Origin of the sequence: Paenibacillus sp. 32352 (genome assembly GCF_002042965.1) — a bacterium.
Taxonomy (GTDB): domain Bacteria; phylum Bacillota; class Bacilli; order Paenibacillales; family NBRC-103111; genus Paenibacillus_S; species Paenibacillus_S vulneris.
In genome coordinates, this window is sequence record NZ_MZNT01000012.1 from 223,829 (window position 1) to 249,587 (window position 25,759).

Annotated in this window: 14 protein-coding genes and 2 pseudogenes; 15 read left to right on the forward strand and 1 reads right to left on the reverse strand. The window is 49.1% G+C overall.

Annotated elements, in window-relative coordinates; all coding sequences use genetic code 11:
- Nucleotides 1–7 precede the first annotated feature (7 nt).
- The 14 genes and pseudogenes from B1728_RS25845 (at nucleotide 8) to B1728_RS25915 (ending at nucleotide 22,622) form a co-directional block, all read left to right on the forward strand.
- The gene (locus tag B1728_RS25845; RefSeq protein WP_079913301.1) at nucleotides 8–835 is read left to right on the forward strand and encodes a carbohydrate ABC transporter permease; all 828 of its coding nucleotides are present in this window, start codon (nucleotides 8–10) and stop codon (nucleotides 833–835) included.
- Between the two features lie 78 nt (nucleotides 836–913).
- Entirely contained in the window at nucleotides 914–1,918 is a 1,005-nt protein-coding gene (locus B1728_RS25850) for a glycoside hydrolase family 130 protein (RefSeq protein WP_079913302.1), read from the forward strand.
- A 25-nt stretch (nucleotides 1,919–1,943) separates the two neighbouring features.
- On the forward strand, nucleotides 1,944–5,024 hold the full coding sequence (locus B1728_RS25855; protein WP_079913303.1) for a glycosyl hydrolase: 3,081 nt from the start codon (nucleotides 1,944–1,946) through the stop codon (nucleotides 5,022–5,024).
- A gap of 55 nt (nucleotides 5,025–5,079) precedes the next feature.
- Complete coding sequence (locus B1728_RS25860) at nucleotides 5,080–5,715, forward strand: discoidin domain-containing protein (protein WP_079913304.1); 636 nt, start codon at nucleotides 5,080–5,082, stop codon at nucleotides 5,713–5,715.
- A gap of 491 nt (nucleotides 5,716–6,206) precedes the next feature.
- On the forward strand, nucleotides 6,207–7,262 hold the full coding sequence (locus tag B1728_RS25870) for a bifunctional transcriptional activator/DNA repair enzyme AdaA (protein WP_079913306.1): 1,056 nt from the start codon (nucleotides 6,207–6,209) through the stop codon (nucleotides 7,260–7,262).
- Nucleotides 7,263–7,267: 5 nt separating this feature from the next.
- Complete coding sequence (locus tag B1728_RS25875) at nucleotides 7,268–8,728, forward strand: MFS transporter (protein ID WP_079913307.1); 1,461 nt, start codon at nucleotides 7,268–7,270, stop codon at nucleotides 8,726–8,728.
- Between the two features lie 172 nt (nucleotides 8,729–8,900).
- Complete coding sequence (locus B1728_RS25880; RefSeq protein WP_079913308.1) at nucleotides 8,901–9,092, forward strand: hypothetical protein; 192 nt, start codon at nucleotides 8,901–8,903, stop codon at nucleotides 9,090–9,092.
- Nucleotides 9,089–10,312 (forward strand): winged helix-turn-helix domain-containing protein, encoded by a 1,224-nt coding sequence (locus B1728_RS25885; protein ID WP_079913309.1) that lies wholly within the window; start codon nucleotides 9,089–9,091, stop codon nucleotides 10,310–10,312. The genes B1728_RS25880 and B1728_RS25885 overlap by 4 nt, the downstream gene beginning before the upstream one ends.
- 283 nt (nucleotides 10,313–10,595) lie before the next feature.
- Nucleotides 10,596–10,874 (forward strand): annotated as a pseudogene (locus B1728_RS36965) (hypothetical protein); the annotation flags it as partial.
- Between the two features lie 223 nt (nucleotides 10,875–11,097).
- On the forward strand, nucleotides 11,098–12,030 hold the full coding sequence (locus tag B1728_RS25895; RefSeq protein WP_079913310.1) for an ABC transporter permease subunit: 933 nt from the start codon (nucleotides 11,098–11,100) through the stop codon (nucleotides 12,028–12,030).
- 24 nt (nucleotides 12,031–12,054) lie between these two features.
- Nucleotides 12,055–12,978 (forward strand): carbohydrate ABC transporter permease, encoded by a 924-nt coding sequence (locus B1728_RS25900; RefSeq protein WP_079913311.1) that lies wholly within the window; start codon nucleotides 12,055–12,057, stop codon nucleotides 12,976–12,978.
- A gap of 128 nt (nucleotides 12,979–13,106) precedes the next feature.
- A complete protein-coding gene (locus B1728_RS25905; RefSeq protein ID WP_179136205.1) occupies nucleotides 13,107–15,452 on the forward strand; it encodes an AraC family transcriptional regulator in 2,346 nt (781 codons plus the stop codon).
- A 127-nt stretch (nucleotides 15,453–15,579) separates the two neighbouring features.
- Nucleotides 15,580–17,160, forward strand: coding sequence for an ABC transporter substrate-binding protein (locus B1728_RS25910; RefSeq protein ID WP_079913313.1), 1,581 nt, complete (start codon nucleotides 15,580–15,582; stop codon nucleotides 17,158–17,160).
- 179 nt (nucleotides 17,161–17,339) lie between these two features.
- The gene (locus B1728_RS25915; RefSeq protein ID WP_179136206.1) at nucleotides 17,340–22,622 is read left to right on the forward strand and encodes a discoidin domain-containing protein; all 5,283 of its coding nucleotides are present in this window, start codon (nucleotides 17,340–17,342) and stop codon (nucleotides 22,620–22,622) included.
- A 346-nt stretch (nucleotides 22,623–22,968) separates the two neighbouring features.
- Here the strand turns inward: B1728_RS25915 and B1728_RS37265 are convergent.
- Nucleotides 22,969–23,369: pseudogene (locus B1728_RS37265) on the reverse strand (aldo/keto reductase).
- A 649-nt stretch (nucleotides 23,370–24,018) separates the two neighbouring features.
- Here B1728_RS37265 and B1728_RS25925 point away from each other — a divergent pair.
- Nucleotides 24,019–25,755: a sensor histidine kinase gene (locus tag B1728_RS25925; RefSeq protein ID WP_079913315.1), complete on the forward strand. Its 1,737-nt coding sequence runs from the start codon at nucleotides 24,019–24,021 to the stop codon at nucleotides 25,753–25,755.
- Nucleotides 25,756–25,759 lie beyond the last annotated feature (4 nt).

Consider the following 25,759-nt stretch of genomic DNA (forward strand, 5'->3'; position numbering starts at 1 on the left):
TAGCATCATGAGAATCGTATGGAACATCGTCTTATGGGTTTTTCTGCTTCTGGTTACGTTAGTCACGTTGTTTCCGGTTGTCATCACAATCTTCGGCTCTTTCAAGACGAACATCGAATTAACCACGGGCGCGACCTTGCTGCCCTCCAGCTGGCAATTCGGCAATTACGTGGAAGCCTGGAAGCAAGCTAATTTTTCGACCTACACCAAAAACAGTTTATTTGTTGCGATTACCGTTACGATCGGTACGTTATTAGTATCTTCGATGGCCGCATATGTTGTAAACCGGATGGAATTTCGAGGGAAGAAGCTGTATGTCGGAATCCAAGCCTTTACGATGTTCGTCGCAATCGGTGCTGTCGTCTTAAGACCCCAGTTCGAACTAATGATTAAACTTCAACTGCATAATACACTGTGGGGTGTCATCCTTATTCTGATCAGTGCACATGCATCAACCTTTTTCATTCTTCTTAGCTTTATGAACGGCATTCCCAAAGAATTGGACGAGGCGGCGCGCATCGACGGCTGTTCACGAGGAGGAACATTCTGGAAGATTGTTGTTCCGCTGCTGACGCCGGGACTGGGTGTCAGCGCGCTGTTCACGTTTCGCGGAGCATGGAACGAATACCTGCTGCCGTTTGTGTTTACTATGAGTAAGCCCAAATTGCAGACGCTGACCGTCGGTCTCGCCAATTTGAAATATGGGTTAGCTGCCGCTTCGCAAACGCATTTGATGATGGCGGGGGCCTGCTTGTCCATCCTACCGATCCTGATCGTCTACTTGTTCGCCAACAAATCATTTATGCAGATGACAGCAGGTTCGTTAAAAGGTTAGCCTGAAGTATACTATGGGGTCCTTACAGGTCTTCGCTTGTTCTTAAGCTTATATTATGACTAGGAGGAAAGTATTTTTATGACATCGTTACCTTTGATTGGAGACCTGTTCTCCAGCAGCATTATTAAGCGGTATCCGGCGAATCCGATTCTGGATGCGGCTTCCGTGCCTTATCCGACAGCACTTGTCTTTAATGCGGGCGTCACCAAGTTCAACGGTAAGTACGTGATGGTATTCCGCAATGATTACGGTTCACTTGAGAAACAATCGATAGAACCGCATCATACGACGGATTTAGGCATTGCGTTCAGTGATGACGGCATCCATTGGAAAGCGGGTCCGAAGCCCTGCTTTAAAATGCATAACGAGGAAATCGTTCGCGCTTACGACCCACGGTTAACCGTTATCGACGAACGCTGCTATATGTGTTTTGCTGTGGACACCTTGCACGGCATTCGTGGAGGCGTAGCGGTAACCGATGATTTCGAACATTTTGAAGTACTCAGCTTGTCGACGCCGGATCTGCGAAATATGGTGTTGTTCCCGGAAAAAATTCATAACCGTTACGTTCGTCTAGAGCGCCCGTTTACCGTATACAGCCGGGGTGGGATCGATCGGTTTGATACCTGGATATCCGAATCGCCAGATTTGAAGTTCTGGGGAAATTCCGACCTGCTACTGGCAGTGGAGCAGGTGCCTTTCGCAAACGATAAGATCGGTCCCGCTGCTCCACCCGTAAAAACAGAGAAAGGTTGGCTAACTCTGTTTCATGCGGTCGATATCGATCCTTCCAGAGGCAAAAACGGATGGGAGCCGACTTGGAAAAAACGGTATACGGCCGGCATTATGCTGCTCGATCTGGATAACCCGAAAAAGATCGTCGGCATGTACAAGAAGCCTCTGCTTGCGCCTGAAGCAGACTACGAGGTGGACGGAGGCTTCCGCAATCATGTTATTTTTCCGGGTGGCATGGTTCTCGAGAAAAGCGGCGAAGTTAAAATCTATTACGGGGCCGCCGATACAGTGGAATGCTTGGCGACAGCCCATGTGGACGATTTGCTCAAGCTTTGTCTGGAAGGATGAGTCAGCCCGTTAGGAGGTGGAAATATTGACGTTCTGGGGAGAGCTACGGCGGCCACCGAACCGTTACCGTAGTGTACCGTTTTGGTCATGGAACGACAAGCTGGAGATAGCCGAGTTGGAGAGGCAAATTGAAGAGATGCATAATGCGGGAATAGGCGGTTTTTTCATGCATGCCCGTAGCGGGTTAAAAACGCGTTATATGGGTGAGGAATGGATGGCGGCGATTCGAATTTGTATAAAGAAAAGCAAATCGCTTGGAATGGAGCCGTGGCTTTACGACGAGAACGGCTGGCCGAGCGGGTTTGCTGACGGTCAGGTGCCCGCAATGGGTCTCGACTTTCAGCAAAAGCGGATTGCATATGAGGAAGCCCCGTTCCGATTATCGCCGGAACGAACGATTGCTTACTATGCTAGAGCCGGGAACGGTTACCGCAGGCTAATGACCGGTGAAGAGAGCAACGCCGACTTACGAATTTTTTACATGGTGAATCCGTATTATATCGATACGCTCAGTAGGAAAGCGGTTCGCGCTTTCATCGATTCGACCTACGAAGCGTATTGGGACAAGTTTGGAGAGGAATTCGGAGATGTTGTAAGAGGCGTATTCACCGATGAACCTCAATTCGCGAGGGGACAAAATCCATGGTCGTTCGACCTGGAAGAAGAGTTCGGCTCCCGTTATGGATATGATATACGGGATGTTCTTCCGTCGCTTTTCTTCACGACGGAAGGATGCGGGAAGGCGAGGTACGATTACTGGGAATGCGTCACCGCCATGTTCACTCAGGCTTATACGAAGCAAATCGGCGAATGGTGCCATAGTAGAGGCTGGGTGGCTACAGGTCATGTCGTTGATGAACAGGAATTAATGAATCAGATCACTTCTGTCGGAGATCCGATGGCATTTTATGAATATTTGCAAATTCCTGGATGTGACTGGCTGGGGCGGTTTGTAAGCGAAGAGCCGATAGTTCCCAAACAGGTTAGTTCGGTAGCCCGGCAGCTTGGCAAGAAGAGGACCATCACAGAAAGTTATGGGTGCTCCGGATGGAATGTAAGCTTTCAGGATTTGAAAAGGATCGGGGAATGGCAGTTCGTTCATGGCATCAACTCCATCTGCCAGCATTTGCAGGGATATTCGCTCAAAGGGCTGCGCAAGCGTGATTACCCGCCTTCCTTGTTCTATCAGCAGCCATGGTGGGATGATTACCGTGCATACAACGATTACTTCGCACGGTTATCGCTTCTGTTGTCAGAAGGCAATCGTCAGGCAGACGTCCTGCTGCTTCATCCGATCCGCTCGGCATGGGTGGCGCAATGCGGACACGACTCCTCAGCTATCATCCCATATCACCAATCCTTCGCTCAACTTACGCGCTGGATGTGCCAAAGCTTTCTCGAGCATGATTACGGCAGTGAGAGCATCATCGAGACGCATGGCAGCGTCTGTGACGGACGATTCATCGTAGGGCAGGCTTCCTACAATGTGGTCGTTATTCCACCGAGCATCTCTTTAAACAAGAGGACAGTACAGCTGCTTCAGCAATTTATGGAGCAAGGGGGACGCCTTATCGCATTTTCTCCGTATCCGACGCAGATGAACGGGGCGGAAAGTGAGGAATTGAAAGAAATTCTCGGTTATGCACAGAAACCAGGGTGGAGCCGGGAGGAACTGCTGCAAGCGGTATCCGCTGCAGCAGCGCCATTCATCCGGGTGACGGACAGTACAGGAAAACCAATAGCTGCGGATTCGATCAATGTGCAGACATTAACACTGGAAGGTGCTTTCTTATACTATTTGGTGAATTCCGGTGAAGAATGCTATGAAGACATTCAGGTAGAACTGCTGCGAAGCGGTACTGTAGAAATAATTGATTTGACAACAGGCGATGTGGTTCCGCTTAACCATGTAGGAACGGAAGATGGCGTTCGGTTCACGCTCAGCTTGCTTCCGGCGCAATCGCATATGCTTCGGCTTGTGCCAGTAACTGCTAAAATCTTTAAGGGGGAAAACTTGTTAGCGAACCGAATTGGAGCCGCTGCTCGTACAATGTCTGACGGAGCGAAGGCAAGGATCGCGTACTCGCTGGACCGGCCATGGACTATTGCATATTCAGATCTGAATAGCTTGACGCTGGATACTTGCCGACTGCGAATAGAGGACGGCGAATGGTCAGACCGCCAGCCGATTATTTTTATCCAGGAACAGCTGCTGGCCATAGGGGGCCCGGTTCATATAGAGCTGGAATTCGAATTTCAGGTTGATTTCGATGTGTCAGTTCCACGAGAGCTGTATATGGTTATGGAACAGCCAGAAACTACGCAGATCACGCTGAACGGTTGCGTGGTGAATCCAGTAAGCTGCGGATGGTGGAGGGATACCTCCTTTCGCAAGATCGATATTCGCGGACTGGCCGTAAGGGGAAGCAATACGCTGATTATTGCATCGTATTTCAGCAATTCGAGCGCTACCTATGAAACCATTGAACGGGCGGCCGTGTTCGAATCGGAACGTAATAAACTGACACTTGATTCCGAGATCGAGAGCGTATATTTGTTGGGGGAGTTCGGCGTCAGATCGAAATCGTCTTTTACGGAAGGTGAGAGGCGCGCCGTTCGCACCGACGGTCCATTCGAGCTTACGGAGCCGCCGACAGAAGTACAGGCGGGGGATTTCGTCCGGCAGGGGCTTCCGTTCTTTGCAGGAAAGCTACGCTTGCGGCAGCAAATTCGGATGAACCATGAAGTCTGGTACGTGGCTAGACTGCGATTCCCGGTGCCGCCGGATGCCATTGTCACGCGCTTGATCGTCAACGGTGAACAGGCTCATACTTTTCTGTGGGAGCCTTACGAGGCGGATATCGGAGCATTGCTCCGAAGAGGGGATAATATCATCGAGCTAGAGCTTGCGAACAGCTGTCGCAATCTGCTGGGTCCCCATCATCATATAAAAGGCGAGGTATACAAGGTGGGACCGGATAGCTTCAAAGATAAACCCGGATGGACCGATAAGGACCTGGATCCCAATACTCGGGTATATCAAGACCATTATTCATTTGTCCGATTGGGCTTTCAGGATGCACCACGGATAGAACTGCAGTTGTAACTGCAGGAGTTCGAAATACGAGACAATCACCTTCGACAATATAGATATCGAACGATTGGAATATACCAATGATAACAACCGAACCTGGGCGTTCTTCATCATTCGTAACGCCGACGGCTTCGGAGGAGGGACTATCAACAATCTGAAGGTAAAAAATATCAATGTACGCGATCAGGGAACGACAGCGGGTACTCTGAAAGGTTACAGCAGTACCAAAAATATTAGTGGGATTACGTTCGATACCGTTATGATGCCGGGAAGTACAGGGCCTGCTACTAATTTGTACGAAATGAATATCATCAATAAAGCCAATTATACACAGCCGACTATTTTACCGACACAGACCCCTGAACCGATCCAGCGGCCGAATCTGGCTCGGAATAAACCGGCATATGCCTCCTCTTCAAAAACGGCCCCGTATCTTACAGTTGACGGAGATTATACTACAAGATGGGGCTCTAATTATACGGATAACGAATGGTACTATGTCGACCTCGGTTCAAGCATGGACATTGACGAAGTTAAGTTGTACTGGGAGACGGCTTATGGAAAAAGTTACCGAATTCAAGTGTCAGACGATGCGGCGAACTGGAAGGATGTATACCACAACCGGGGACGGCGGCCTCGACGTAATCCGCTTCACTCCGACAAAAGCCCGATATGTCCGGATGAACGGCACCTTAAGAGGTGAAATTCGACAGCTGAGGTACCAGCAAGAGCTTGTTTCTATATGACACCACCAAAAGTCATTGTCCCATTATTAAAAGAAACTGTTCCTTGGTAAAATGGAAGTACCACCCACCATTTACGAAAGGAACGGTTTCTTTGTATTTTCAATATATAGGCAGCCGGAACAGTTACAGTAAGACCGACAAATATGCCACGTTTATGCTGATGAAAGAAGATCACATGCGAAACGGTCAGCTCAAACCGGGCTACAATGTACAGATAGGTACCGAAAATCAATTCATCTTCGGCTGCGGCTACAGATTGCTATTTCTTCGCTGCAAAATATCTGGCGACCGTAGCTGGAGTGTTCACCGTCTCGCTTAGAATTGCGATCATAGAAAAATTAATGCCCGATTTTCGGCGCAACGATTTTTTGAAAATATTATAATCATAATTGTGTTCGGAGAAGGCTTCAATTCATTTTGAAACTGTTATGAAAAAAGGAGGAGCAGAATGATACCGCCCGACAGGAAACTCACGTATTATCAGGCGCTTATCGATAAGAAGTCCGAGTATGAAGGCATTTTCTATGTAGGAGTCAAGACAACTGGTGTGTTTTGTCGGCCTACCTGTCCGGCAAGAAAACCTAAGTTTGAAAACTGTGAATTCTATGAGACTGCTAAGGAAGCCCTTCTGGCATCATTCAGACCCTGCCAACGCTGCCGTCCGTTGTCTCATCCGGGCCATGTCTCGGAGCTGGTTCGTAAGCTAGTCAACGCGGTGGAAGAAAACCCCGAACACCGCTGGACAGACGAAGACTTCCGAAAATTATCTGTGGATGCCTCAACTGTGCGCCGCCAGTTCAAGAAGAGATTCGGAATGACTTTTGTTGAATATGCAAGAGCTCGGCGAATGGGAATAGCCTTGAAGCAGATCCGAGCAGGCAGCGCGGTCATCGAAGCACAGTTATCCGCAGGTTACGAATCCGGCAGCGGCTTCAGGGATGCGTTTTCGCGCATTATGGGTGCAGCGCCTGCCCAATTGGGCAATCAACAGATTTTAAAGGCATCGTGGTTGGATACGCGTCTTGGCCCGATGATCGCAATCGCCGATGAACAAGCGCTATATTTACTCGAATTTATAGATCGCAGAGGATTGGAGCGAGAGATCGAGCGTCTAAGAAGGAAGACAAAATCCGCGGTCATTCCGGGCAGCACACCGCCGATCGATTCGATTGAAAGGGAGCTTAGGGATTATTTCGAAGGCAAGTTAACCGAATTTAAAACGCCTGTGAAACTAATTGGAACGCCTTTTCAGAAAAAGGTATGGGAACAATTACAGAAAATTCCGCCCGGTCAGACGACTTCGTATGGCAACCTTGCCTCGACGATTGAAAAGCCAAGCGCTATTCGTGCCGTAGCCCAAGCAAATGGAGCCAATCAGCTGGCTATTGTGATTCCATGTCATCGAGTGATCAACTCGAACGGCGAGTTGGGCGGTTACGGAGGAGGGATATCTCGAAAACAATGGCTGCTTGACCATGAGAAGAATGAGAGAGTGGTGGATTAAATAAGATGATGAAAATCAAGCAGTCGGGCAAATGGTCCATTTTATTCGTGGTTACACTTGTATCATTTATTACTAATCTAGACGCTACGATTGTGGTTAACGGTCTCCCTTCGCTCATGGAGGACTTGCATCTTTCGATTGGAACGGGGATGTGGACGATTACTTCGTTCTATATCACAAGTACAGTATTCCTCCTTCCTTCTGGCCGATGGTCCGATATGTTCGGTACCAAGCGCATTTTTCTATGGGGGTTCTCTCTGTTCACGATTGCTACTGCTTTTTGCGGTATGTCAGACTCCGGCACAGTTCTGATCACGGCTCGCCTTCTGCAAGGTACTGGTGCTGCCATGGCGATGGCGGCATCTACTCCGATCTTGATACGGACATTTCCACCTAACGAACTTGGGGTCGCACTCGGCATTAACAATATCGCATGGGTGACAGGCTCTCTCGTTGGTCCTGTTGCTGGAGGTTTACTAATCGGTGAATTTGGATGGCGTTCCATGTTCTACGTGGTCGTTCCGATCGGTATCGTTGGTTTGGTTGCCGGTATTCTACTTCTAAAGGATGATAAATCAAGCGAAAAATCGAAAACTGACTGGCCCGGCGTGTTGACGTACGGAACAGGTTTAACCGCGCTGCTTATCGCCTTGTCCGAGGCCCAGACTTGGGGATGGGTATCGGGAAGAACATTCGGACTGTTCGCAGCAGTGCTGTTCTTATGGATTGCGTTCGTTTTCATTGAGAAGAAGGCTAAGCATCCATTGTTTCATTTGGGTCTTCTTGCTTATCGGGATTACACCATAGGGCTCGGAATTACAATGAGCTACTGTATCGGTTATTTCGCCGTAACCATACTGCTTACGCTGTATTTGCAAGGTGCACTACACCTCAGTCCATTGGAGTCGGGGTTGTTGCTGATTCCGCTATCAGTGCCCCAACTGTTCACAGCTCCCTTCGGAGGTAGGCTTGCCGATCGTATAGGCCCCGCAAGAATGATTGTGCTGGGATCATTTCTAATCGGTCTCGCGCTACTGATGCTTGGACAGCTCGGCCCCAAGCTGTCGAATATAGCAGTCATCGCTCCGCTTTTGATCATTTCTGCTGCAACCGGACTTTCCTGGCCATCACTTGCAAAAGCAGTGCTATCAGCCGCTCCGCAAGAGCAAGCGGGTTCTGCTTCAGGTATGTTCTGGACCGTATACAACATGTGCCGGGCTATTAGCCAAGCGCTTGCGTTGGCGGTTGTTCAGCTGGTGGCCAAGTCCGATGTTGCTTCACAATTATTATCTAGTGCAGGGGGCCAGGAATTGGGTCAATCGAAAGATGCTTTGATCCAAGCTTCTAACATCGGTTTCCGATTCTTCGCAGTCTTTCTCGCACTCGCAGTCTTACTTGGACTATTTTTACTACGACCGCAGCACAAGACCGGAAGGGAATCAGCAAACATTTTCACTAATGAATAAACATACCTCCTGAAAATGAAAATGCCCCCTCGAAAAAGGGCGGCGATCGGCAGCTTCATTGCGTTTACGGGCAGCATTTAATAGCTCTTGTTTTTATGCTCGAGGTAATGGTAACATAGGAACATGCGTTTGTTTTTTTTGCATTTTCCAGCGGATCGGGGGAGGAATTAGCGTGGTTGAAATCATTGAAAAAGAGCAATTTTCGGTTAGTGGAAAATTAGGAAGGGGGGTTGCTAATGAAGCACCCCAATGGATACCATCATTAGAAGCAAATAGTAACTTTATTGAGATAAGCAATCCCGCCATCCATCATCATGTGCAAACGGCTCTCGTTTGTTTAGTTAAGGAGCCGATGTGTACATGATCCAATTGACGAACCGCCAGGCACGGCAATTTCTGCTATTGAAGCACGGGTTGTTGGGCGAATATCATTTTACCGGAAAGCAGGGAGTATTGGATTTTGTACGGCAGGTCGGCTGTATTCAATACGATCCCATCGATGTTTGCGGAAAAAACGCCGAACTGGTGCTGCAGTCGCGAATCAAAGGATTTACCAAGAACATGCTCGCCGAGTTGCTTTATCATGATAGAATCCTTGTCGATTATCCCGACAAGAATTTGGCCATTATCCCCGTCGAGGACTGGCCGTATTTTGAGCGGTATAGGCAGGCAGCCAGACAACATGCCAAGCGTTATCCCGAAATGGAAGCGTTGATAGAGCAAGTACGAGCTCACATCCAAAATCACGGTGCGCTAAGTTCGGATGATCTAAAATTGGATGGAAATTTCGCTTGGCGATCGGCCATCCACTGGAGCAGCGGAAACAATTCATCACGGTCGGTGCTGGAGCAGATGTATTCGACAGGCGAGTTGATTATACATCACAAAAAAGGAACGCGTAAATATTACGATATCGCGGGGAAGTACATACAGCCAAATCTGCTGAATGCGCCGGAGCCGCTGGAGGGCGAGCTGGAGCATCACAAGTGGCGGGTACTGCGTCGAATCGGTGCAGTTGGCCTTTTATGGAACCGCGCATCCGATGCTTGGCTGAACATATGGGGATTGAAAGCGGAGCAGCGCAACGAGGTTTTCCGCCAGCTGTTGCACGAAGCTCGCATCGTTGCTGTTGCCGTGGAACAAGTGAAGGATATACTTTATTGCCGCGTGGAGGACTTGCCGCTTATTGAAGCCGTTCTGCAAAATCCTGCGCCGAAATGGCGCTGCGAGCTGATTGCTCCACTAGATAATTTCATATGGGACAGAAAACTGATCAACGAATTGTTTGGATTCGATTACACCTGGGAGATTTACACACCTACAATCAAACGAAAATTCGGCTATTATGTGCTGCCTCTATTATATGGAATGAGCTTCATTGGACGAGCCGAGATAATCGTGGAGCGAAAAACTGGAACGCTCGTTGTTAAAAACATCTGGTACGAGAACGGTGTGAAGCAAACAACGCAATTGCGAACAGCTTTAAAAAGTTGTTTCCAAAAATTTGCGTTATTCAACGGGTGTGAGACGATTTCGGTAGAGTCTATGACAGGAGTGGAAGGACGGATTGATAACTGCAACTGAGGATACGGGGGATCGATATGAAGAGGATGACTTTTTACCGACGAGCCAGAGAAATCGAAGTGCTGGAGAGTCTGGAAGCACAAGATGCAGAAACTGAAGTTTAATATATTCGGCATCAATGCCTTTTTTAGGTTAACAGCCAGCAATAAAGCGCTTTATTTAGAGGATAGAACCCGTTGAAAAGGAGCTTCGTCTATACTATAACGAAGCTGCTCCTTGATAGATGAGTGTGACAATGCAGCAGCTGGTCCCACGATCAGCTGCCTTTTTCATTGAAGTGACGGTAGCTCAGATGACTCAGAAAGGTGCAAATACGACCTAAGTAAAGAAACGGCTCAAAGCTGTCTATAACGGGTTAGCCGTGTTAGAAAATGTTTGGGATCAAAGACCACATCATTACATCCAAGAAGATTTAGCAGAGGCTCCTAATGTTCTCACTTGCTTATTCCCGTCAATTGAGAACAGCTGTGCTAAGTTAAAGGCAGTAATTCCTCAAAGAACGCTTCTAGAAAGAAGAATTAGAGCGTTGGAGTTAACCGTTCAAGTGATTGACAATCTTTGATCCTCGATTAATTAGGCAGGGGCATAGCTTTCGAGCATTACAGGCAACGTTCTACATCGGAACGTTGCCTGTTCGTATTTTTATCCCTTTTCCGTTAATTTGTCCTTGCGTTATCCCGCCAAGAAGGAAGACTCCGATTATTTGGCGTTTCTTCCGCCGGATGAATTCGTTACGGTGTTGGTGTAACCGGGAACAAGGCTTACTATAACATGCAAAAGGTGTGATGCAACTCGTGAACGCAGCGTACAGGAAGTTAGTGAAAACAGGCAGAACCAACGGGCCGCTGATGCTTATGGCGCTCCCCGGGGTCATCTATCTGCTTCTGTTCAAGTATTTGCCTATGGGCGGAATTGTGATTGCCTTTAAGGACTACAATTTCTCCGAAGGCATCTTGGGAAGCGACTGGGTAGGCCTGAAAAACTTCGAATTTTTATTTTCCAGTCAGGATGCTTGGAGAATTACGTTGAATACGCTCTATCTGAATTTCTTGTTTATTGTAACCGGGACGATCATTTCGCTTATTCTGGCCCTATCGCTGAATGAGCTGCGGAGCAAATGGTTTCACAGCACCGTCCAGTCGGCATTCTTCCTGCCGTATTTATTATCCTGGGTGCTCGTCGGTTATTTCGTGTATGCCCTGCTGACGACCAACGGGCTAGTTAATAAGACGCTGGAAGCGTTTGGAATGGATACGGTGAACTGGTATGCCGCCCCCGAATACTGGCCTTTCATATTAGTGATGCTCTCGGTATGGAAAGGCGCCGGGTACACCAGCATTATTTACCTGGCCAGCATTCTGGGCATTAATCCGGAATATTACGAAGCGGCGAAGATGGACGGGGCAAGCCGCATGCAGCAGGTCCGCTATATAACGATTCCGCTGATCCGGCCGGTCATCATCATGATGACGCTGATCGCACTTGGCAACATTTTCCACTCGGACTTCGGAATGTTCTATAATGTCACCCGCAATGCCGGATCGCTGTATGCAACGACGGATGTCATCGACACCTATGTGTTCAGGATGTTCCGGACGCTGGGCGATGTAGGCATATCTTCGGCGGCTGGTTTTTATCAAGCAATAGTTGGCTTTATGCTGGTCTTGTTCACCAATATGATCGTAAAGAGAATCGACCGCGAGAATGCGATGTTTTAATTTATGAATGGAGGTTTTTTTTCAATGGAAACGGAAGCAGGCTCCGCTATCCGCACGGACCGGTCGGTGAGCGAAAAAACAGCAGCGGAACGGTCGTTCCAAATCGTTTTGTACGGAGGCTTGGCGCTGTTCGCACTGTTATGTGTTATTCCCTTGATACTGGTCATCTCCTCTTCTTTAACGGAAGAGAAAAATTTGGCCCAATACGGTTACCGTTTATGGCCCAAGGAATTTAGCTTGTCAGCTTATGCCTATGTTTTCAAAAACGGCGAGCAGCTACTGACCTCCTACGGAGTCACGGCTCTGGTTACGGCCGTGGGTACGCTGCTTGGACTTCTGGTCTGTTCACTGCTCGCTTACCCGATGTCCCGAAAAGATTTTCGCTTCAGGAACGGATTGTCCTTTTATGTGTTTTTTACGATGCTGTTTAACGGGGGACTCGTTCCGACCTACATCGTGGTCACTCAGTTCCTTCATCTAAAAGATACGATCTGGGCGCTGATCCTTGCCCACACCGTCAGCGCGTTTTATGTATTGCTGCTCAAAACGTTTTTTGCCACCATTCCCGATTCTTTGGTGGAGTCCGCCAAGCTGGAAGGGGCGGGGGAGTTCCGCATCTTTTTCGGGATTGCCGCACCGCTGGCCAAGCCGGCGCTGGCGACGGTAGGACTGTTCTTCACATTGATTTACTGGAACGACTGGTTTCAGGCTCTGCTCTATATCGATGACAGAGACTTGCTGCCGCTGCAATATTTGTTGGTGATGCTGATGACCTCCATAGAGTTTATGGATTTGAATCCGAATGCGACCTCGGGCATGGAAATGGTGCCTACGGAAACGGTTCGGATGGCGATGGCCGTGTTGGCTGTCGGCCCGATGTCACTTGTATATTTATATTTTCAAAAGTTTTTCGTGCGGGGACTCACCGTCGGGGCCGTCAAATCTTAAGCTGTGTGCCAGTGAAGAAGGCATGAAACCTGGAATGTGCATCCGCATTTACGGGTTTCTTGTTTTTTGTTATGGTTTTAATAAAAGACATGGCTGACGGCTTCGTCATCAAGGGGGAGTACAGAAGTATGCGTACGCTTATTCACAGATCTTTATTCATGAGAATGCTCATGTATTTTGTCATCGTTGTATCTTTGGTTACGATCCTGCTCTCCTACATCTTGTATGCGAATTTCGAGAAATCGGCCATGGCCAGCCTGAACAAAGCCTATCAGCGGAATTTATCCCAGGTTAGCTTCAGTGTCAGTTATATGAACGAAAGCGTCAGAAATCTCTTGTGGTCGGTGTTTAACAGCACAGATACAACGGTGCTTATGTATCAGGACGATACGATGATGGAAGAGCTGGTTCCGGAGTTCCGCAAGCTGAACCATACGGTGGAGACGTACCCCTTCGTACAGTCCATCTACATTTATAATCAGAAGCTGGACAGGTATATTGCAACAGGGGCCAGCCCGATCAGCTCCGGAGAGCAATTCTACGACCGGGAAGTGGTCGGTTGGATTCAAGAAAAGCGGCTGCCGCAGCCTTCTGTCCCGGTTGCCCGAATGATACCGTCTCCGGGCGATCCGATGGAGATGTCCAAGGTGTTTACTTATATCCTCTACGAGATGAAGTCGGACGCGGGGGGAGTGTCGGGTGCGGTTATCGTCAACATTAAAGCGGAATATTTGCAAAATCTGATCGATTCCTTCAGCCGTGGCCCGGATCAGGACGAGGGGGGCGAGACGCTGGTAGTGAACCGGAACGGTCTGGTGGTTAGTCATTCGGAGGGGAGGTCCTTCCTATCCGATGTGTCCGGGGAAAGTTTCTTCGCCCGTATTCTCAAGCAAGGCGGCGACACGGGATCGTTCGAGCACCGGGAACGGGATGATGCATCGCTGGTCACCTATGTAACCTCGGATCAATCCGGATGGATTTTCGTACAGATTCAATCCTATGGAAGCGCCCTCACCAAAGTACGGCATATTCGATTCGTTACCGTTGTAGTTAGCACTGCCGTTTTACTTACTTCCATTGCGGCTTCCATTCTTCTCTCCCACCGGTTATACCGTCCGATCGGTCAGCTTGTCTCCAGCGCCAGACGGGTTTCCGAGGCCGAAACAACAACTCAGGGGAACAGCGGAAAGCTTGCCGACTTGCATATTGTCCAAGAAGTACTTACGAAGGCTTATGTTGCCAATCAGGGAACGTTTCAGACAGAGAAGCGGGTTATGCTCAAGAGACTCATCACCGATCCGCAAATGCCGGACGAAATGGGCAGTTATATTATTAAAAAATATGGATATTCTCTTGGCGCCAAAAAGAGCTACGTTCTGCTGCTGGCAAAAATCGACCGTTATGCCGAGTTTCAGGCCAATTACAGCGAGAAGGACCGAACTCTGCTCTGCTACGCTATCGTTAACGCGGCCAGCGAATTGTTCGGCGTCCACTACGCGACGGAGACCGCCGAATTGGACGATCAAAGCATATGTATCCTGCTCGGTCTGCACCCGGAGGACGAACGGGATGAACAAGAGAGCATCGTTGCTGTCGTCAAGGAACTGCAAAACTGGTGCAGCCAATCGCTCCGGCTTTCCTTGACGGTTTCCGTCAGCTCCGGGTACGCGCGCTTGTCACATATTCGGCAAGCTTACCATGAGACGCAGCAGCTTTCTTACTACAGATTGGTATATGGTCAGGGCAGTATCCTTCATGCCGACAAGGTGGGCAGCGCGCGGAAACCGGAGGCGTACCGACTACTCGCACGAGAGGAACAGGCGCTTCGGGAAGCGCTTATTGACGGCAAAACGGATGAAGCTATGTGGATCTACGACGAATTCATGGAAGAGACGGCTTCTCGTACGCATGATGTGATCATGTCTAATGTGCTTTATATCACCTATGTCGTTCATAACATTCTCTATGTTATTGAAGAAAACAGCCTGGATGAATATAATCTGGACCTTGGCAATTGGATACGGCAAATCCATCAAGCGGAAACGTTGGAGGAAATTCGGGACATGTTCCACGGCATCTTCATTCGGACATCGGAAACGGTCGGCAGCCGCAAACAAAATCGCGGTTCTGTACTGCTGGATAGCGTTATTGCGTTGATGGAGGCGAAGTACACAGATCCTAATCTGAGCATGGAGGGAATTGCCGATGAAATCGGCATGTCCAAGGATTATATTAGCAAAATGTTTCGCAAAGCCTACGGGAAGTCGATCCCCGATTATTTGCTTGACCTGCGCATCGGCAAAGTGATTGAGCTTATGGAGGACCCGTCACTTGGTTTCAGCGATATTTTGAATCGGGTCGGCATTGAAAATAAAAAGTACTTCTACACCCTGTTCAAGAAAAAAATGGGAGTTTCTCTTCGGGATTACCGGATCAAACAGCTTCCGCTCGATAAAAACGGGAATTTATCGTAATCATGGATCCCGGGTTATCAGCCGTTATGGGAAAATCACGTGTTTTTATCCTTTTCGGTTTTATGGAAAAGGGTTATGTTGACGGTAAGCCGTTCACCGGCAATCCGAAAAAGGGGGAACCATCCTAGTGTTACAGTTCACACAAACAGACATCGGTAAGGTGAAGCCGATTCGCGTTGTTACCTGTCTTGCACTATCGGTCGTGCTCTTGACTGTAAGCGCATGCGCCAATAACTCCAACACCGCCAATCAGGAGAATACGAAATCCGATTCCAGCGTCAGCCCCGCAGCCGCAGCAGGAGTTGACCATCTGAAAGACGTAAAGCTTACTTATTATTATCCGAACCCGGTAGCAAGCATCAAGGATGTTCAGCTGGTTCAAGATGCGATCAACAAGATTACGCAGCCCGCCATTCACGCGGCCATCGAGCTGAAGCCTATCGACTGGGGAGCTTATGAGCAGAAAATGAACGTGATTTCGGCAGCGGGAGAAGAATACGATCTCGCCTATACTTCGCCTTCCAGCAATAACTATTATCAAAATGTGGCCAAAGGTGCATTTATTCCGCTGGATGATCTGCTTGCAAGCTACGCACCCAAGACGAAGGCGGCCGTGCCTGAGATATTGTGGAATGCAGCCAAGGTTAAAGGGAAGCTGTATGGTGTCGTAAACTATCAGATTGTCGCTATGCCTTACGGGTATTCCATCCCGAAGCAATATTTGGAGAAGTATCAAGTGGATGCAAATGGGATCAAAAGCTATGATGATCTAACTCCTTATTATCAGAAATGGAAAGAGGAGCATCCCGCCCTGTTATACAATAAAGACGGCGGAGACGGCTTCAGCAATGTACCGCCCCTGTGGGGGATGGATTCGGTCGGAGGCTCGATGACGCCCGGATGGATACGTCTGGACGATCCGTCACTGACCGTGATCAACCAGTTCGAGAGTCCGGAGTTTAAGAAAGAAGTGGAGCGCAAGCGGGCCTTGTATACGTTGGGCATTATCCCCAAGGACGCCGCAGTCATGGGCGGTAATGATGTGAACAACGCCTACAAGGCGGGGAAATATCAGCTCTTTACGACAGGTGTCGGCGTTAAGCCGGGCGTAGCAAGCGAAGAGAAGGCGAAGTATAACGGTATCCAGATGGAATACCGTGCATTGTCCGAGCCTCTGATTACCACGAGCAGCGCGCTCGGTACGATGACGGCGATCAGCAAAACGTCGAAAAACCCGGAACGGGCCATGATGTTCCTCGAACTACTGAACACGAACAAGGAATTGTACCGTTTGATCAGCTACGGGATCGAAGGCAAGCATTACAACGTAGTCGATAAAGATAATGGGGTTATCGAGCTTATCAAGGACAGCGGCTATACGCCCAATACGGCCTGGATGTTCGGCAACCAGTTCAACGGATTTTACTTGTCCAAGGAAGATGTAGGCAACTTCGAGAAGATCAAGCAAATGAATACCTCCGCCAAGGCTTCCCCGACGCTCGGGTTTAACTTTGATGCCGAACCGGTGAAGACGGAGATTGCGCAGACGACCTCAGTTTACAAAGAATATAAGGATATTCTGATGTCCGGTACGGCCGATCCGGCCAAAACACTGCCTGAATTTTTGGAAAAAATGAGAAAAGCGGGTGCGGACAAAATTATCGCCGAGAAGCAAAAGCAAATCGACGAGTGGAAGAAGACGAAGTAAAACGGAGCCAGCGTGTTTGGGCTGTGGATTTGTATGCGCTTGCGGGAACGCGCTGTTTTGGGCCGTACGGGGGATTACGCACCGTAGGCAGACTGTTCCGAATACGACAGACGATATCGCACTGAAGGTAATGATGCGAGTCCATGGTCAATCGACATCACAAGGAGGTTGTTGTATTGATGAAGAGTCGATGCGTTTCGAAGGGAAACCGTTGCCTGAACGGGGCATTAGCCTTGCTCTTAACGGCTTCACTCTTCCCTTGGTCAGTGTACCCCGCATGGGCGGCAGACCCAGCTGCTCAGCAAGCATTCTATGTTTCACCGCTCGGCAGCGACACGAATCCAGGGACGGAAGCGGCGCCATTCGCCACACTAACTAAGGCGAGAGAAGCCGTTCAAGCCATAACGGCTTCTGCAACCGACGACATTCACGTCTACCTCCGCGGGGGAACGTATTCTCTCTACGAGCCGTTCACACTAACGGAAGCGGATTCAGGGAAGAACGGACACAAGGTGATTTACGAGGCTTATCCGGGTGAGAAGCCCGTTCTGGACGGCGGTGTCCGGGTAAAAGGCGAGTGGGAGCACTATCGTCAAGGGATTTACCGCACCCAGCTTCCTACCGTGAACGATGCTCGCGAGCTGTATGTCAATGGCCTGAAGCAGCAACGTTCGCGCTCGGCCAACATACAATCCGCCGCCATGGAGGGCACCCAGCGCAGCTTTATGCTGGACACTGCAGATCTCCCGGCGCAAGGCATCGCACACCCGGAGGATCTCTTATATATTCAGAATGTTAACTGGCGAACTTACATGCTGCCTGTCGAGAAGATGGAGATCGACCTCCCGTGGACGAAGGCTACGCTTCGCGAGCCTTATATAACGAACTACTTGACAAAGTTTAACTTTGAGATGAGCTACAATGCATGGGCACGACTGGAGAATGCGCTCGAATTCGTCGATGAGCCCGGCGAGTTTTATTTTGATAAGCGATCCAAGTATCTGTATTACCTCCCTCCGGAAGACGTGAATCTTCAGCAGGCCGAGGTGGTGGTGCCGAAGGCGGAGAAGCTGCTGAACCTGTCCGGCGCTTCGTCAGCGAATAAAATTCAAAACGTAGAGATTCGCGGTCTTACATTCCGCTACGCTGCCTGGCATGCCGTGAACACGGAGGGCTTCGCCCATACGCAGGCTACGCTCAGGGTGACGGAGAAAGGGGCTTATGCGGAAATGCTGCCGGCTGCCCTGAACATCAATTATGCTGACCATGTCGTGCTGGAGCGGAACATCATCAAGCACATCGGTGCCAGCGCCCTTAACGCCGAGAATGGACTGCGCCACTTGACGGTGCGCGGCAATGTGTTCCAGGATATCGCGGGCGGCGCGGTGAGTGTAGGGAACACAGCCAACAATGAGATCAACGAGCCGGGAGAGGAGCTGCCTATCGGCATTACGATCTCCAATAACGTATTAAGGGAAATTGGGGTCGATTACACGGGCTCCCCGGGCATCACCACCTTGTATGGAGACACGATCAACATTGTGCACAACGATATTGACGGCGTCAATTATTCGGGCATCTCCATCGGTTGGGGTTGGAACAAGAGTGCGACTACATTGAAGAACACTACCGTTGGATACAATAAGATCATGAACTTCTCCCGCAAGTCGCTGGACGGGGCGGCCATCTACTCACTGAGCCGTCACGAGAATTCTTCGTTTAATAACAACTATGTAAAGAACGTGTTCTCTCCCTTCAATACGGCCGCATTGTATCATGATGAGGGCAGCCGAGGATTTGTCGATACCGATAATGTACTCGACATCGAGCGCGGCGATTATCTGGCCTACAATCTGAACAATGTGGACGACGTACTGATTCGCAACCTGTATACTACTACGGGCAATGTGGTGACATACAAGCCAGGGCCTAATGTCAAGGTAGAGCAGGTTCACATTCATCCGACAGCAGACTGGCCTGCGGAGGCGCAGGAGATCATTGCACAAGCGGGGATCGAGCCAGCGTACCAGGATCTGTTGGCTCAAGCGCAATCCTTCCCGCATGAGCCTCGTCCGAACGTAAGAAGCTCCGGTATCAACTATGTGCAATCCCTAAGCTTTGAGCCGAGGTCAACGGCTATTCGAGAAAATGACCTGAAGGCCCCATTCATGGAGGAGAATGGGCGTGTGGTCTTTGAAGCGAAGGACTATACCGGATATCAGGGCCTGGAGGCAGCGGATTTCTCCTTTATCGGCGTGTTGGGCTGGTTCGGGGGATTTGCCTCCAAGTATACCTTAATGACCAGAGCTAAGGAGATTACACGGGCCCAGACGTATCCCCAAGGGAAGCCGTCGGTATCGTATCGTATCCAGTTTCAATCCCCGGGCACGTACCATTTGCTGATCAGGGGCAAGTCTGCCAGCGAGGACGGGAAGATTGTCGCTTTCTTCGGTTCCTCCTTGCTTGGGGCCGTAAGCTTGCCATCGGACTTTGCCTTCGTACAGAAAACGGATGCAGGTGACCCGCTGACGGTGCAGGTTGATACACCTGGGGAATATACTCTTACATTGCAGGGTGTACGGGGAGATATTGAGACCTATCTGGATCAAATCGCCCTTGTGAAAGAGTTTACGGATGAGCTCAAGGACGGCAGCACGGCTCAGGGCCCCCAGAACAGCAAGCGTGCAGGGATGTCGGAGGTGCTGGTGCCGATTCGCAAGGCTTTCCCTTCGTTCACTGACACAAGCGAGGTGGAGAATGCAGCTGCGGGCAAGGCAGCCTCTTCCTCCAGCAACGCGGGAGAAGCATATCCCCCCGGCAAAGCCAACGACCTTTCGGTGCTTAGCTTCTGGCGGTCTGCTGCCGGAGAAGCGAACAGCTGGTGGCAGATGGACTTCGGGCAGGGGATTCGGGTGGCTCAACTGGAGCTGGCGTTCCCCATCGACAACGATACGCCAAGCGAACGAAGAAACTTCGAGGTGAGAGGCTCCAATGATCCGACCTTTGCCGCATATCAGGTGCTTGGTGTCCGATGGGCAGATGCAGTGCCTTATAAGGAAAAGCTTCTGCTGAAGCCAGGCACAGCCCAAAGCTTCAGGTATATACGCATTGTGAAGACTGCAGCGGGAGAAGGGCTGGGTATTGCTGAGATGAAGGCCGTTGCATGGAACCCGGAGCTGCGCAATTTCGCGTTGAATAGGCCCGCGACCGCCTCATCCAACCCGGAGGCGGCGCCTAGGGCAGTAGATGGCAATGCTTCCCAGAGCGACAGTACGCATTGGTACAGCACGTGGGGTCAGAATCCGGCATGGTTCCAAGTGGATCTGGAGACATCCATCCAGGTGACGGAGATTCGAATGAAAGCACGCTATAGCACCACCGCATACGAGTCGGCGAACGTAGCGGTCTACGGTTCCAATACGGCGGACTTCAGTACGAAGACGAAGCTGGCGGAGCATCTCTCGTACAACCAGCTGTATGAGCTGGTACTGCCCGTTAGCGTGCAGGAACAATTCCGCTATATTCGTGTAGAGAAGCAAGTGGCGAATAGCAGTCTTGGATTCTCTGAATTTGAGGTTTGGGGCATCGTTCCTCAGCTAACGGATGCCTTGTATAGTACGATTTCCGATCGCAAGCCCGTCAAGGCTTCCAGTTATCTGAACAACAATCCGCAATATGCGCCGCAGAATGGCAATGACGGCAATGCCAGTTCAGTATGGGTATCCGAATGGCGCAACGGGGAATACTGGCAAGTCGATCTAGGTAGCTCCCGGCGGATTCATAAGCTGCAGATTGTCCCAAGAGACGGTGCTTCTCCGGGAACGACCCTTGATTTTGAAACACGCAATTATAAAATTATCGGCTCGAATACGGAAGACTTCACCGGTTCTACTGTACTTGCAACGATTGGGTCTACACCTTTTACGGGTCTTCTCTGGAGTTATACTGTTACAGACCCGGGCATGTACCGTTATGTCCGCATTCAGAAAACGGCGGCAGAATCGGGCGGCTTCAAGGAGTTCCGGGTGCTGTCCGCAGAGCGGGAGCAGACGATGAATGTGACCGAGCGGACGCAGCTGATTGCAAGGATCGCAGGTGAAGACATACCGGCAGCCAGTGTAGCATGGAGTTCTACGAATCAAGGAACGGCGGCTGTAGCGGCCAATGGTCAAGTGTCGGCCTTGCGCAGCGGCAAAGTTGCGGTTACCGGATCATATAACGGAAAGACCGTCACGAAGGATCTGACGATTACGGATACCTTGCCTATAGCGCCGCCTGCCGCGCCAGATATTTTTCAACCGTACTTAACGGGTACGGCTCCTTTGATCACTCAGGTGCTTAGTGAAACAACAACCGAGTCGGGAGCCGTTAAGGCAACGAAGGTGCTCTATCGATCAGATGTTGATGCGGCAAGATCGAATCAGGTGTATGCTGTTATTGCTGCTCCTGCCGCCACAGGCAGCTATCCCGGTGTGCTTATCCTGCACGGAGGCACGGAATGCACTCAGGATGCGCTCGCTATCGATTACGCCAAGCGCGGGTATATCGCGGTAACTCCGGAGCTGCCAGGCATCGCCGATCCCAAGGCATGCGCAGCGCCGTCCACCGGCATGTGGAAGAATGATCCCTATGGTTCGAAGCAGCTCACAGCACTTCCAAGCGCCGTATCCAGCTCTATCTTCGAAGGAGAGGTCGCCGCGCTGCAGGGCTTCTATTTGCTGCAGGCGCAGCCAGGGGTGGAGCAGGATCGGCTGGGCATCCGCGGCTTGTCTTGGGGAGGGTATTCGACAACTTTACTCAGCTCGCTTCTGGGCGATCAAGTAAAGGCAGCGTATTCCATCTATGGGAGTGGATTCTACGACCACGGCTCCTACTTCGCAGGTCTCCTAGATAACAAGGGCTCCGTTGAGAAGACCCATTGGCTCCGCGATCTGGACGCAGGACGACGAGCCGCTCATATTAAAGCAAACTTTTATCTGGCAGCGGCGTCGAATGATTCCTACTTCTGGCCGACCGCCGTGATGAAGACGCTGGATCAGATCCCGGGCGCGAAGAATCAAGTATTCGCTCCGAACACGAATCATTCCTTAAGCTCGCTTCCGAATGCTGCGGCACAAGAGAGGCTCTTCTTCGATTATTATCTGAAGGGCGCCGGGGCTCCGCTGCCGAAAGTCAACATCATCTCAACAGAGCGCTCGGCTAATCAGAATTATAAGATCACATTTCAAGTGAGTGGGACAGCAGCGATAACTCAAGCGAAGCTATACTATAGCAACGGGGATAACCCTTGGGTGAACCGCAGTTGGGTCGCCATCGATGCGATTCCTCTATCCAACGGACGTTATGAGGGGCTTCTGCCGGCCGCCGCGATACAGAAACAGGCCGATTGGTACGTCTTTGTTAGCGATGATCGTCAAGCATCGGCCAGCAGCTACATCTACAATTCGGCGGATTCATTGTGAGGCACTATCTTCGAAACTTTAAAAAAGATCCGAACAGTGTCTGGAGAAAATTAAGTATTTGACTGAATGTATTGAACCCGTGCATTTTTCGATTTGCAAAACCGTTAGGCTCCGAGAAATTAATATTAGATTGACCCAAGTATCAAAACAGCAGCAGTCATGGACGAGAAAATAAAGTCCTAGACTGCTGCTGTTTTAATTGAAAGGCTATCCTGGCCTTATGACAAAAAGAAGCAGTTGCGCGTGGCAATTGAATATTTTGTTCTTCACAGTAGCCCCGATGTTCTGGTTTAGCGTAACACGTTAATGATTAATTCCACCAAGCATTTGGACTAACGGCATCAATTCAGGCTAATTCATCGGAAGTCAGTTGAACATTTACTGCCTCAACGTTTTCTTCAAGATATTTGCGGCGTTTTGTTCCTGGAATCGGTAACGCGCCTTTCGCAATTGTCCAAGCTATAGCCAGTTGAACAACCGGACATTTTTTTCTTTAGCGATTTCTCCTAGCTTATCTACGATATCAACATTTTTCTGGAAGTTATCCCCTTGGAAACGTGGCAGTTTCGTGCGCATATCATCAGCTTTCAAATCCTCGAATTTACAAGGCTCGCCGGTTATGAAACCTCTGCTTAGCGGGCTGCACGCCACAAACGTGATTCCGAGCTCGTTAACTGTAGGAATTGATTTCCGCTTAAACATCACGGCTCCAAAGGGACCGTACCGAGATCTGCCGTAATACGTCATGCACAGTCGAAGTTCAGTTGAAGGGTGGGAAAACTTTAAGTTTAGTCATGGGATTGTCTGAAATGATAAACGATCATGAACAAGAAAAACTATGGTATTTTACTACAATTGAAAAAACATAGAGTCTTCTATAAATCAAAAACACAAGGGTTCTGCCTTGTCTTTCATGAGGTTTCTGCCCAAAATGATCGCTGCCGTAGTTGTTACGTTTACGACGTTAATCTCAGGTTGAGTGTCATCAGGATTGGTATGCCAAGCAGGGGAATGCAGGCCTAACTTATATTTTTAATTTCTGAACATGACACAAACGATATAATTTTGAATGACAAGAAAAATAGTCCGATATTAATCTGCAGAAATCGTGGACTTTTTGTTTTATCGGAACATATTCTTACCAATAATAATTTTCAAAAATTTGTTCTGTTTGCCGTTCTCAAGAATATGTACCGATTACCGCAGCGTATTCGAATAAATAACAGTTATGACGATTAGTGATAACCTAACGACACCAGCAACTGGTTAAGCAACAGATGTGGTTAAATATGTATAATTTATGATGAAAAATGTTCCTTACTTATTCGCAGGTTTTGATGTTACTATAAAGACAATATTATGCTAATTAATCAGTGGGTTGAGGAGGGCGGTAGCGATGAAGCGATGGTTATCGGTTTGGTTTCCACAGAAAATCAAATACCGGTTTTTCGTTTCGTTTCTATTCTTTATTTTATTGCCTGCCGCGTCCTTTGTCATGTATTACTTCTGGGAGCTGGAAAGCACGTTGAAAGAAAAGATAAGCTCCCAAAGCGCAGCGCAGTTGGGCTATGTGAAAGAAAGCATGGAAAATATCAGGGTCGCGCTATTTAGAGAGTCTTTGGTATTAAGCAATGATAAAGAACTTCAGGCGGCCCTCCGGGATGATTCAAGAAACACTGAAGCACGACAGTTATTAGTGATGGAGCGATTGCGGGAAAAGCGGTTGCAGGACGGATTTTCTCCATTGCCCACCCATGTATATTATTCGCTGATCGACCACCGCCATCAGGAGGTCATTACAACATTTGAAAATAAAATCAATTATTCAGATCTTGCCAGCGAAGATTGGTGGAAAAATTCAGAAGGCTACGAAAAGCAGAACAACCAAATAATCGGAAAAAGTCTCCGGGACATGTACACACTTACGGTTGATATGGTTGGCCCGGACGGTAGCTTGGACGGTCATATATTGCTCAGCTTCGATTATGTGGAATGGCTGAACGCTATGTACCGTATTTTTACGATGAGACAGGATTATTTCATAATGAATCAATCGGGGGGCATTGTTACCAAGACAAGTCCGGCAGCATTTATTTCCGATCCGGCTGCAGAGGTTGTTCGGAGGCAAGCGGCAACAGGAGGTTTTTGGACGAATGGTCAGGAGCTGATGAATGCGGTCTATTTGCCTTCTTATCAGTGGTACGTAATTAATAGTTTTCCACTTCATACGTTTTTCGGGGACATCGATCAAGCTAAGCACAGGCTGGTAATCATTCTCGCCTCCTTTGTGTTTTTATTCATAGTCATCACCTTTATTATCTCCCATCGAATTACACGCCCGTTGCAGCTTCTTCAGCATCATATGTCCATCATTGTGAGAGATGAGTTTAGGTCGTCTTTGCCCGAAAAGTTGGGAACCGGTGAGGTTCGTGAATTAGGGACAACCTTCAATCGAATGATTAGCGATATACGCCGCTTGATACAAAAGTTAAAAGTGGAGGAAAGGGAAAAGGAAGCATCAAGGTTCCAAATGCTACTCGCTCAAATGAATCCTCATTTTCTTTTAAATACGTTGAATGCGATCAAGTGGACCGCTTTGGAACGCAAGGATTCAGAGATTGCGGAGATTTGTGTTTGCCTGGGCGAACTATTGGAATCCAGCTTGAATGTCCAAACCGAATTGATCCATCTGGACGAGGAGTTAACATTGGTGAAGGCATATGTGCGCATTCAGAATTTCAGATTCGACAGTTATATTAATGTCCGTTACGAATATGACGAAGCGCTTCGTTATGCGCTTGTTCCCAAGTTGAGTTTGCAACCGTTGGTTGAGAATTCGTTCTATCACGCTTTTGCGCAGATGCAGCAAGACGGCTGCATAACGATCCGGGTCGTGAATGAGCATCAATCGCTGATCATGGAAGTGGAGGACAACGGGATTGGGATGGAAGCATCCGCTAATCGTCAACCGTTACGCAAGAGCAAAGGGATCGGAATCAACAATCTGCGGGAACGATTGCAATTGCTTTTTAAATCCGACGGTCAGCTCGAGGCGGTTTCGAGAGAGCAAGGAACTCTCGTCCGTTTGAAATTCCCACTGCTTCTTTCGGAACCGTACGGGAAGGGAGAATGATATC